We start from the raw sequence: 11787 nt of genomic DNA, 5'->3' as shown, positions 1-11787 counted from the left end.
CTGCCGTCGGCCGCCGCTGGATCGCCCCGGCCTCATCGAGGCCGGGGCGATCTCGCGTTCACGGGCCGGACGGGACCGAGCGTGGCGACCGGCTCCGCCCGCCCGCACAGGACGGGTCGTCCGCGGGACCGGTGGCGGGCCCGACACACGGGTCGCCGCGGATCGTGGGCGGGATGGTGGGCGACAGGTCCGACGGCCGCTGCCCTCGGCCGCTGTCGCGCGGACCGTTCTGCGGCTGCGGCCGGCACACCAGGATGTCGCCGGACGGGGTCACGAACACGCCCCCGGCCGTGGGATCACACGGCATCCCCGGCTCCACCTGCGCGAAGGCCGGCGTGTTCGGCAGCACGGTGAGCGTCGCCGCGGGGAGACCCGTCGCCACCGCGGCGAGCGCCCCGCGCAGCCTCACTGCTGCTCCGCCGGCTGCCAGGTCGTCCGGCCGTCACCACGGTCGTCGATACAGGTCATGATCCGGTTCTGCGGATCCAGCGCGACATTCGGCTGGTCGACGGTGCAACTGGTGCCGCGCGAGACCGGCGGCGTGGTGAGGGTATGGGTCTCGGCCCACACGGTACCGACGTTGGGGAATTCCGAGCAGCTCAGCAGTGACCCTTCGGGGGTGACGAAGTGGTGGTCGACGGCCGGATTGCACGAGTCGCCCATCACGGGATCGGCGTGCGCGGTCTGGATGATTCCTCCGGCGATCAGGCAGGCTGCCGCTGTCGCCGCGACGGCGCCGAGTCCGAGATTCAGCCGGGTCATAGGGGGCTCCTTCCGGGCGGATGCGTGGGTCGAGGCCGGAAAGAACCGAGGGTAGACAGGCTGTCGGCCGATTTCGGCGACGCTCGGGTCACGAAGCCGTAAGGTGGCCGTGAGCTGGTCGTATGCCGGACCTTCGGACACTTTGGTGATCATTTTCGGTAACATGGCAGTCTCGCCCCCAACCGGAATCCGCCACCCGGCCCGCGACACGCGAACTCCGCGCCGAGCCGCCGGGTCGCGCGATTCGATCCAATGATCCGCTCCGTGATCCGAGTGGCTGTCTACTGAGTCCGTCTTGCCCGGTTCGGGGTACTCGAGCTTCGCGTCCAGTCGCCGGGCTATGCGTGACTCGATCCAGTGATCCGCTCCGTGATCCGGGCGGACTGGCCGCTGAGTCCGCCTCGGCTGGTCCGAGGTACCCGAACCCCGCGCCGAGTCGCCGGCTGCGCGATTCGATTCAGCGGTCCGAGCGGGCCTGGTCGGTAACGAGTCCGGGTCGGTATGGACCTGCCGACCGCCGGGTTTGTTTTGCTCGGCGCGCCGGACCGCTGGCGCCGGACCGCGAATCGGCCGGTGAACTGGATCGGGGTGGGCTGCTGTGCAGCCCACCCCCGATCAGGTCGGTCCGTCCGGCGCGGGGCCGGACGTTCGTCAGCTCTTGCGGCCCGGTGCCTTGGCCCCGGATTTGAAGCCGAGTCCGCCCGGTTTGGCGGTCGGCAGGGTGGGCTTTCCGTTGCCGTTGGACGCCGTTGCCGAGTCCTTGGACTCGGCTGACGCCTCAGCGGCCGATTCGGTGGCCACGGTGGTCTCCGTTTCGGCGGCCGGTTCTGCCTGGGTTTCCGGCGCGGTGGATGCTCCGGCTTCCGGTTCGGGCTGAGTTTCCGGTGCGGTGGCGGCCGGTTCGGCGGGTGCTTGCGTGGCCGCCGCGCTGCCCGGTGCCTTCGGGCCGGGTCGCTTGAAACCGGACTTCATCGCGAGGCCCTTGGCCGGGATCGACGGCTTGGTCTCCGTCGCGGCGGTGGCCGGTTGGGCCGGAGCGGCAGCCGCCGCCTCCGAGGCGGGTGCCGCCGTGTACTCGGCCGTGGTCTCCGTTGATGCCGGAGTCGCCTCGGCCTCGGCGGGTGCCGCCGCGGTTTCGGCGGGCGCAGGGGTTGCGGCGCTGCGGCCGCCGGGCGCCTTGGCCCCCGGCCCTCGTCCCGGTGCCTTCCCCGCGCCCTTCATGGCGAGCCCGCCCGGCTTGGCGGTAGGCGCTGCGGGTGCTTCGGCGGCGGTGGCCGACGCCTCGGCGGCCGGGGCCACGGCCTCGGCCGCGGGGGTCGACGCCTCGGCCGTGGGGGCAGCTGCCGGGGCAGGTTTGGCACCGGGTGCCTTCGCACCGGGTGCCTTCGCGCCGGGTGCCTTAGTCGCGCGCTTCATCGCGAGTCCGCCGGGCTTGGCCGTGGGTGTGGCGGGTGCCGCGGTGGCGGGCGTCTCGGTGGCCGGTGCCGATGCGGTGTCGGCCGGTGCCGCCGTGGTGTCGGCCGCCGGGGCCGCCTTCGCACCCGGCGCCTTGGCCGCGCCCTTCATACCCAGTCCACCGCCGGGCGCCTTGGCCGCCCCCTTCATCCCGAGTCCGCCGGCCTTCGCAGCCGGCGCCTCCGTGGCGGGGGTGTCCGCCGGTTCCGCGGCCGGTGCCGCCGGTGTGGCGGTCGCGCCGCCGGGCGCCTTGGCGGCGCCCTTCATGCCGAGTCCGCCGCCGGGCGCCTTGCCGCCCTTCATGGCCAGGCCCTTGCCTGCCGCCGGGGTGGCCGGGGTGCTCTCGGGTTCGGCCGCCACCGCGGTGGGGGCCGGTTCCGCGACGACCGGGGCCGGTTCGGGCGCGGCCTGCTCGGGTTCCTGGACCACCTTCAGATTGGCCGACAGGGTGGCGGGCTCGACCCGGGTGATGGCGCTCAGCATCAGCTGGGAGACGTCGACGACCTCGGTCTCCTGGCCGATCTCGCCGGAATCCTTGCGCGCGGTCACGCCGTCGGTCAGCATCACGCGGCAGAACGGGCAGCCGGTGGCGATCACCGACGGGGTGTTGCCACCGTTCAGGGTGGACAGCGCCTCGTCGGTGCGATCCAGGTTGATGCGCTTGCCGAGTTGCTCCTCCATCCACATGCGCGCGCCACCGGCGCCACAGCACATGGACCGCTCGCCGTGCCGGGGCATTTCGGTGAGGGTCGCGCCCGCGCCCTCGATCAGTTCGCGCGGCGCGTTGTAGATCTTGTTGTGCCGGCCCAGGTAGCAGGGGTCGTGGTAGGTGACCTGCTGCGACACCGGAGCGACCGGGACCAGCTTCTTCTGCCGCACCAGGCGGTTGAGCAGCTGGGTGTGGTGCACCACCTCGTAGACGCCGCCGACCTGCGGGTACTCGTTGTTCAGCGCGTTGAAGCAGTGGGCGCAGGTGACGACGATCTTCTTCTTGCTGTCCGCGACGCCCTCGAACACCGAGTTCAGCAGTTCGATGTTCTGCATGGCCAGCTGCTGGAACAGGAACTCGTTACCGGCGCGGCGAGCCGAGTCGCCGGTGCAGGTCTCGTCCGCGCCGAGCACCATGAACTTCACGCCCGCGGTGGCCAGCAGTTCGGCGACGGCCTTGGTGGTCTTCTTCGCCCGGTCCTCGTAGGCACCGGCACAGCCGACCCAGAACAGGTACTCGTAGCCGTCGAAGCGGTCCGCGTCCTGGCCGAAGACCGGGATGTCGAAGTCCATCTCCGAGATCCAGTTGAGCCGGTCCTTGGCGTTCTGGCCCCAGGGGTTGCCCTTGTTCTCCAGATTCTTGAACAAGCCGGCCAGCTCGGACGGGAATTCCGATTCGATGAGCACCTGGTAGCGGCGCATATCGATGATGTGGTCGACGTGCTCGATGTCGACCGGGCACTGCTCCACGCACGCACCGCAGGTGGTGCAGCTCCACAGGGCCTCGGGATCGAAGATGCCGCCGGCCTCGGCGCCGCCGATCAGCGGCCGCTCCGCCTCCGCGCGGGCGGCCGCGGCGATCCCGGCCAGCTTGCCCTCGTCGGGCTTGCCGTCGGCGTCGACCAGGCCGACCTCGTCGCCCGCCGCGTCCCGGCGGCCACCGGCCAGCAGGTAGGGCGCCTTGGCCTGGCCGTGGTCGCGCAGCGACATGATCATCAGCTTCGGCGACAGCGGCTTACCGGTGTTCCAGGCGGGGCACTGCGACTGGCAGCGGCCGCACTCGGTGCAGGTGGTGAAGTCCAGCCAGCCCTTCCAGGAGAAGTCCTCGATGCGACCGGCGCCGAAGGTGTCGGTGTCCGGGTCGGCGGTCTCCATATCGATCGGCTTGCCCTGGGACAGCATCGGCTTCGCCGCGCCCAGCGCGACCCCGCCGTCGTCCTCGCGCTTGAAGTAGATGTTGAAGAACGCGGCGAACCGGTGCCAGGCCACACCCCAGTTGATGTTGCGGCCGACCAGCAGCAGGAAGGTGCTGCCGGACACCATCTTCACGAAGGCGAACACGGCGACCAGTCCGACGCTCTCCGGCAGCAGCTTGGCCACCTGCATGGTGAAGAAGTCGGTCCACGCGGTGGACTCGTGGTAGGTCGCGATCTTGCCGGCCTTCACCAGCACCATGCCGAGGCCCTCGATGAGCACGATCGACTCGATGATGTAGGCGGGCACGAACCGGGAGCCGGTGAACCGGGACAGCCGGGCGGGCACTCGCGGATGGTTCAGCTGGCGAATCACGATCAACACCACGATGCCGACGACGGTGCCGATGCCGAGCACCTCGTCCAGCAGATGGTAGAGGTGCCAGTTCCCGAACCACGGCCAATGGAATGTCGGATCGAAGGTCTGCCCGTACGCCTCGAAGTACAGGATGAAACCGCCGAGGAAGCCGATCATCACCAGCCAGTGCGCCCAGCCGACGGTCCGGAATTTGTTCATCCGGGTGTGCGCCAGGAATTCGACGATCATCGTCTTCAGGCGGGGCAGGAACGGGCGCCAGCGATCGGGGGCCGGTTGGCCGAGCATGATGGCGCGAACCATCTTGCCGACGCCGCCGAAGAATGATGCCCAAGCCACCAGGCTGAACACCACCCCAATCGTGCCCAGCGTCACTGTCAGGGCATTCATGTCGCGACCTTCCTTCGGTTCAACGAGCATCCGGCGGCAGGGGCTGGTGCCGCCGGGATTGCACGTATCGTAACGACCGCCAAGTTACCCATCGGTAACTTAACCCGCCACACCGGGGTCACGCCAGACGTGTCCCAGCTTGTCGGGGCTGGAGGTACCCGTTTTGTGACCGGTCTCACGCCGTGCGGAGCCCGATGAACGCATCGCTGTGAACGATCTTCTCGGTGAACAGCGTCGCGGTGAATCAGCCACGCTGGTTCGCTTACCACTGTAGGAAAATTATGATCTCGCTATGAGGGAGCTGTTCGACTAGGCTCACGAAGTCCTGGCCGCCGTGCGTATCTTCACACCGATCGGGGAGGGTCTGCGGGTTCGTTACCCGAGGGATGCATGGGCTCTCAATGGGGAGTTACGGACGGCGCACACTGATGAAGGATTGGAAAACCGAATGAGATTCCGCAGCGGAACTGCGGCGGCGGGAATGGTCATAGGTGCAATGACTATTGCACTGGGTACCGCGCATGCCGAGCCGGCTCCTGACGCCGCGCAGCCGGTAATCGACTACTCCGCCAAGCTGGTGGACAAGACGGTCGTCACCAAGCTGAAGGGGGGAACTTTCACGCTGGTCGACAAGCCGGTCACCACGCCCGGTGTTGCGCCGGATCAGAAGCAGCAGGTCGTCGATATCAAGGACAAGGCCGGCAACATCGCCATGGAGATGCCGCTGGACTTCCGGATCGCGGGCGTGCAGATTCCGCTCGCGCCGGTCCTGAAGGAGGACGGCACCGTCCTGGAGCTGACCCCGGCTCGTCCGGCCGGTCTGACCGTGGGCCAGCAGGCCGTGGTCGCCGTCGCCCGCCCGGTCGACCCGGCGGCCCCGGACGCGACCACCCCGGCCCCCGCCGAGACCGGTACGGCCGCACCGGCTCCCGCCGCTCCCGTTGCGCAGGCGAAGGACGTCGCCTCCGCGATGGAGAACCAGCGCGCGATGAGTGACTTCACCACCAAGTTCGGCATCGCCACCGCGGTCGGCGGCTTCGTCGGCACCGCCATCGGCGCCGTGATCGGCTGTGTCGTCACGATCGTCGCGGCGTGCGTGCCCGGTCTGCTCACCGGCGCCGGTGTCGGCGGCATCGTGGGCACCATCGCCGCCGGTGGCCCGACGCTGCTCGCGGCCGGCGTCGATCTGGTCAACACCATGCAGGCGCCCGACGGCACCACCCAGTGGGCGGATGCCTCGAGCAAGACCCAGCCGGTGGCCCCGCAGCAGCAGCCCAACTGATCCGGGTTCTGTTCTCGCGCACGGACCGGCCCGCCCCGAATCCCGGGGCGGGCCGGTCCGTTTCCGGATTACGGCTATTCGCGACGCAATTGCCGGACAGTTGCGAAAAGGGCCGGTGGCGTAATTTCGCCACCGGCCCTTTTGTGCTTGCCCGCTCGTACTCGATTGATCAGTTGGTGCGCACCCGCAGGCCCGGATTGTCCGCCAGCACCAGATCCAGCGGCTGCACGAACAGCTGCGGTCCGTTACCGGTGAGAACGCCGAGCAGCTCCGGGATCTCGCAGACCGGGAAGTCGGCCACCGTGGACGCGCTGGAGATGCCCAGTGCCATGGTGCCGCTCACCACCGGGCCGCCGCTGTCGCCGGGCAGCGCGCAGATGTTGGCCGAGAAGCTCTGCATCAGATCGTGATCGCCGACCTCCACTGTCTGGTCGACCGCGTTGATGACGCCGCAGCTGAAGCCGGTGCGGGCACCGGACTTGCAGACCGGAGCGCCCACCACCGGGCTCGCCACGCCGGTGATGGCGATCGGGCCCTGGCCCGGAACCCGGACGAGGTTGTTGCTGAACCGATCCCGTGCGCCGTCGTTGATGGCCACGATCGAGTAGTCCTGCGCGCCCAGCACCGACTTCTCGAACGCGCCGACCTGCGGGCCCAGGTGATCGCCCGGCAGCAGGTCGAACACGCCCGGGGCGTCGCCGGTACCGGCGGCCGGGATGTTCGGATCGCAGTGGCCGGCGGTGATGTTCACGGCGTTGTCGTTGCCGTCGACGCCGTTGAAGCCCAGCGAGCAGCGCAGCGAGGTGTGCCCGGCCTGCGAGGCGTAGGCATCGCCGGCGGCCGCCGGGCCGCCGCCCTCGCCCGCGACCGCGGTGGCCTGCGGCAACGTGTCCGGACCCTGCGGCGGGGCCGCCATCACGATGACCCGGGCCGGGTCGACGAAGCCGGGCATCGGCAGCCCGGCCTGGTCCACGCGGACCGCGACGGTGTTGTTCACGACGTCGATCACCGCGCCGCGCACCGACTTCGCCACGTCCTGCGGCTGGCCGGTCAGCCACTGCTGGAAGGCGTTCTTCTCGTCGCGCAGCGCCGTCTGGGTCTTCGCGACATCCTTGACCTGGAAGCCGACGGCCTGTGCGGACTGGCGGACGGCGTCCTGCCCCTGTCCGGGCACCAGCGCCACGACCGCCTTACCGGCGTTGTCCAGCCACGCACCGCCGAAGACGTCCGGGTACTGCTGCTGCGCGTTGGTCGAGAAGGCCGCCACCTGCTGTGCCAGCGCCGCGCGGCGCAGGTACTCGTCGGTGGACATCTTCAGATCCCGCTGCACCGCCGCGGCCAGGTCGGCCGGGAGGCCCGGCGCCGGAGCCGGGCTCGGCGCGGGGGCCGGATCGGCGGACGCGGTCATCGCCAGTGGACCGAGGACCAGTGCCGCGGCGGAGGCGGCGACGGCTGCTTTGCGCAAGTGTGGGTGTGGGTTTCGTCCCATGGTGGACGAACGACGGATGCGTGGCAGGAGCATGTGCCGACTATATGGGGTCGGGACGGTAATGCCTACTTATCGCTCGGTGGGTTCCCGGGATTTGCTCCGAATTCACCCGAGGTTCGGTTGTGTCCGCACACTGATACCCGATCCGACTCCGCCGCCGGAATTGACATCGATGTCGTCCAGAATCGCCCGAATCGGGATACCCAGTGATGCGGTGCCGCCGTATTGGGCGAGATCGATATTCGCCTCACGGCAGTCCGGGGCATCGGCGGCATTGGAACCACTGGTGATTCCGAGCGCCATCGTGCCGGACACGATCGCGCCGCCCGAATCGCCGCCCAGGGTGCAGGCGGTGCTGGCGAAGCCGCGGACGGTCTTGGTGTCGCCCTCGGCCGTGTACAGCTCGGTCTCGACGCGGTCGGCCACCACGAAACCGCAAGTGAACGTGGACGATTGACCGGACTTGCAGATGGGTGCGCCGACCACCGGATCGGCGGTGCCGGTGATGTTGACGGTGGTGCCGTTGGCGCCCCGCATCTTCGGCTGGTCCATACCCGCCCGCACGGCCCGGTCGTTCAGCTGGATCACCGAGTAGTCCAGGCCGGTGCGGCCGCCCAGCTTGGCCTGCACGAAGTTGCCGACCTGCACGCTGGACTTCAGGTCGCGGACGTTCGGCACGTACACGCCGGCCGCCTGGTCGCCGCTGCCGAGGTTCGGATCGCAATGTCCCGCACTGATATTCAGCGCGTTACCGGAGTTGTCGACGGCGTTGAAGCCGAACGAGCAGACGTCCACGCTGGTCAGCGACGGATCGTCGAGCGAGGTCTTGGTACTGATGTAGGTGTCGCCCGCCATCGGCCGGTGTTCGACCGGGCCGCCGCTGCCCGGGGACAGCACCACCTTCACATTGGCGATCAGGGTCGGCAGGTTCAGCACGTGCCCGGCCGGAGTGTTGGCGACCTGCAACACGATCTGGCTGTTGAGGAAGTCGATGGCGACCGAGTTGATCGCCGCGGAGATGTCCCGCGGCAGTCCGGCGATCCAGGAGGTGAGCTGATCCAGCGACCCCTCCAGATTGTCCGCGGAGATCGGCGTCAGCCGGGTCTGATAACCGTTCTCGGAGGCGATCCGGGCGGCGTCGAGCGACGTGACGGCCATCACCGGCTTACCGTCCGGATTCAGCCAGGCACCGGCGAATTCGTCGGGGCGCTCGGACCGGAACTCGCGAGCGTAGTCGCGCAACTGCTGGGCGCGGTCGGCGCGATCGATGTATTCCGCGGCGGTCATCTTCAGATCGCGGCTCACCGCCTGTACGAGTTCGGGCGGCAACTGATCGGCCGGGGTGTCGGCCGCCGGTGCAGGATCGGCCTGCGCGGCGCCGGAGACGAATACGGGACTGAGAAGAACGGTCGAGGCAACCGCGGTGGTGATCGCTCTGACCGTGGCGCGGCGCGCCGCCAACTTGCGCATGAAGTCCCTTCGTCAGGCACCTGGGTTGACCAGGTCTTTCGGCGGGTTGTAAGCCCTTGCGCGACAACAACCCTCGTCCGGCACGAGACCGATCGGCCGGTAGGTTTTCGGTATGGATCGGTCAGCGCACCACTCTAGGGCACTTTCGCGATGGTTTCGCTGCGAACGATCACACCGGGTACTCGGTTACTGCGGAATCTGGAGGGTGGGCAGCCGGGGCAGGTCCGGCGACGACCCGTACGGATCACCGTACGGGTAGGGATACGGATACGGGTAGCTCGGGGTGCGGGTGGTGGAACCCCGCGGTGCGCGACTGGTGGGGCGCGGCGTGGTGGTCGGGGTCGTCGGAGCGGGACTCGGCGGCGGGGTATCGGTGGTGGTCGTCGGTTCCGGTGGCGCCTCGGTGGTCTCGGGCGTCTCCGGGGTGTCCACCGGTTCCACACTGGACGGGGTCGGCTCGGGCGCGGGCGGCGGGGGCACGGCGGCCGTCGTGGGTGTGGGCGAGAGCCGGGCGTTCGGTGCCGCGGGCGACACGTTCGCCCGCCAGGCCACGCCGACCACCACCGCGCCGAGCAGCAGGCCCAGCAGCGCCGCCGCCGCTACCAGCGCGGTGGTCCGGCGCTGGCGTCGCGGCAGCCGGGTGGCGGTGGTCGCGAGCATCGTGGCCGGGGGGACGTTCTCGGTGGCGACGGTGGCCGCCGGAACGAGGGGTTCGGGTTCGGCCAGCGGCATCGCGGCCGAATACGCTTGTGCCACCCGGGGGTCGTTCAGGGCCGGCAGCACATCGGTGACCTGCAGGGCGGTTTCGGCGTGGGTCGGGTCCGGCGGGGTGGCGCCCGCCGGGGTGGAGAGCACCGCCGCCACCGCGGCCCGCGCGGCGGCCGCGGCCAGGCCGTAGCCGGCCGGGTCGGACTCCGCGGCCGGCAGATCGGCCTCGCTGACCAGCACCACGGCACGCAGGCCGAGATAGTCCAGCGCGTCCCGCAGCGACCGCACATACTCTTCCGGCCACTCCGCCGGATGGGTGGCGTAGAACTCCGTGGAGCCGACCAGATGTTCGGCGGCCAGATTGATCAGGCAGAACAGTGCGGTGGCGAGCAGATCCTCGGGCCGGTAGGCGGGACCGGAATCCACCGAGACCCCGGCCGGATCGCCCATCGCGGAGAGGAAACCCGTGATCGAATGAGTATGCCCGGGCGGCGGCTCGCCGCCCAGCTCGGTGTCGCCGTCGTCGGCCATGTGCAACACCGAGTCGCGCAGGATGTAATGGGGTTCGGGAGCTCCGGAGGCGGCACTGCCCACGCCGGAACCCGCACTGCCGACGCTGGTGACGATGGCGGCAATACTCACGTCCTCGGCGATCCGCAGTCCGACCCCTGTGGCCATCTCCCTTACCTCGCTTCGATGTACGGTGCGCCGTCGTGCACGGCTACCCGCGATGCCACACCGGGCGCGGTGTCACACCAAGAGCGAGCCGTGCCCCATGGCGCGGAGCATCGACAATAACTCCGACCGGGAACCGGCCCCGATGCGACGTCGGATCCGTGCGACATGATGCTCCACCGTCTTCGCCGAGATGTACAGCCGAGCGCCGATTTCCCGATAGGTCAGGCCCAGCAGCACCAGCTCGGCGACCTCGCGCTCACGTTCGCTGAGGATGGTGTCCGCCGGCGGCGCGGGTTCCGGCGCCGCCGGGACCGTCACGTCGGCGCGCATCGGACGCTGTTGCGGCCGGGCATCGGCACGGACGGTCCGGGCCAGCTTGAGCAGCGCCGTCGCCGTCGTCGAGTCGGTGGCCGCCAGCGCGGCCTCGCTGGCCAGCCGGGCGGCGTCCCAGATCATCCCGAAACCGGCCAGCCGCCGCACCGCGGCGGTGACGGCGTCGTGATCGACCTCACCGCGCAGCACCAGCACCCAGGTACGGCCCGCGTCGGCGAGCACCGCGGCGTGGGTGTCGCCGGCCTGCGCGGCGGCCTTGAGCCGTTGCGCAGGCGGCAGCAGCTCGTCCGGCCGCTCCCGGGCGATCGCGGCCTGGATCGCGTACCAGTGGAAGGCGTTCGCCCAGGCCGGCGGTTGACCGAGCCGTTGCAGCAACTCCGCGGCGGCCTCCACCAGCGTCGCCACCCGGTCCTCGTCCCGCAGCCGGACCGCCGCCAGCCACAGCTCACCGATCGGCAGCAGCGCCAGCAGATCCGCCGTCACATCGTCGAACAGCGGACCGGCGGCCTCCCAGGCCCGGGTGAGCGCGGCGTGATCACCGCTGCGGCGGGCCAGGCCCACGGCGGCGCCGTGGGCGAGCAGGCGGTCGCGGGGCTGCAACGCAGCGGGATTCAGCGCGGCGACGATATCGGCCGCACCCTGTTCGTCGCCGCCCAGCATCGCCGTCCAGGCCGCCAGCACCAGCAGGTGCGGATCCTGTTCGGAGCCGCCGCGCAGCGCGTCGGCGGCCCGGCGCGGCTCGCCCATGCTCAGGCACAGCAGGGTCGCGATCGAGGCCGCGGTGCAGGGCAGGAAGCGGTTCGCGCCGCCGCCCGGCGCGATCTCGTCGCGGGCGGCCTGGATCAGCGCCGAGGCGGCCGGAGCCGCGGCGGACCGGGATTCGGCCGGCGCGGCCGGATACGCCGGTTCGACCGGCGGCCGGACCGCCGCCGCCAGCGACGGC

General features: G+C 70.2%; 8 protein-coding genes. 1 reads left to right on the top strand and 7 read right to left on the bottom strand.

The window, feature by feature from the left end; all coding sequences use genetic code 11:
- Positions 1 to 58 precede the first annotated feature (58 nt).
- The 3 genes from LBW94_RS28240 to LBW94_RS28230 all read right to left on the bottom strand — a co-directional run bounded on the left by LBW94_RS28240 (position 59) and on the right by LBW94_RS28230 (position 4884).
- Complete coding sequence (locus LBW94_RS28240; RefSeq protein ID WP_225059770.1) at positions 59 to 409, bottom strand: hypothetical protein; 351 nt, start codon at positions 407 to 409, stop codon at positions 59 to 61.
- The gene (locus LBW94_RS28235; protein WP_225059769.1) at positions 406 to 762 is read right to left on the bottom strand and encodes a hypothetical protein; all 357 of its coding nucleotides are present in this window, start codon (positions 760 to 762) and stop codon (positions 406 to 408) included. The genes LBW94_RS28240 and LBW94_RS28235 overlap by 4 nt, the downstream gene beginning before the upstream one ends.
- Positions 763 to 1413: 651 nt before the next feature.
- Positions 1414 to 4884 (bottom strand): (Fe-S)-binding protein, encoded by a 3471-nt coding sequence (locus LBW94_RS28230; RefSeq protein ID WP_225059768.1) that lies wholly within the window; start codon positions 4882 to 4884, stop codon positions 1414 to 1416.
- Between the two features lie 496 nt (positions 4885 to 5380).
- On the opposite strand from LBW94_RS28230, the gene LBW94_RS28225 reads away from it, so the two are divergent.
- Positions 5381 to 6166 (top strand): hypothetical protein, encoded by a 786-nt coding sequence (locus LBW94_RS28225; RefSeq protein ID WP_225059767.1) that lies wholly within the window; start codon positions 5381 to 5383, stop codon positions 6164 to 6166.
- Between the two features lie 169 nt (positions 6167 to 6335).
- On the opposite strand, the gene LBW94_RS28220 is transcribed toward LBW94_RS28225, so the two are convergent.
- The 4 genes from LBW94_RS28220 to LBW94_RS28205 form a co-directional block, all read right to left on the bottom strand.
- Entirely contained in the window at positions 6336 to 7631 is a 1296-nt protein-coding gene (locus LBW94_RS28220; protein ID WP_225059766.1) for a S1 family peptidase, read from the bottom strand.
- A 129-nt stretch (positions 7632 to 7760) separates the two neighbouring features.
- Positions 7761 to 9125 carry a S1 family peptidase gene (locus LBW94_RS28215; RefSeq protein WP_225059765.1) on the bottom strand — a complete coding sequence of 455 codons (1365 nt, stop codon included), beginning with the start codon at positions 9123 to 9125 and terminating at the stop codon, positions 7761 to 7763.
- A 186-nt stretch (positions 9126 to 9311) separates the two neighbouring features.
- The gene (locus LBW94_RS28210) at positions 9312 to 10511 is read right to left on the bottom strand and encodes a hypothetical protein (protein ID WP_225059764.1); all 1200 of its coding nucleotides are present in this window, start codon (positions 10509 to 10511) and stop codon (positions 9312 to 9314) included.
- Between the two features lie 72 nt (positions 10512 to 10583).
- Positions 10584 to 11787 (bottom strand): LuxR C-terminal-related transcriptional regulator (locus LBW94_RS28205; protein WP_266272314.1); only part of this gene is annotated, 1204 nt, incomplete at its 5' end.

It is taken from the genome of Nocardia sp. alder85J (assembly GCF_020176955.2).
Lineage (GTDB): Bacteria > Actinomycetota > Actinomycetes > Mycobacteriales > Mycobacteriaceae > Nocardia.
The sequence above is the reverse complement of the archived record's forward strand: the minus strand, read 5'-3'. Positions and strand labels throughout refer to the sequence as shown.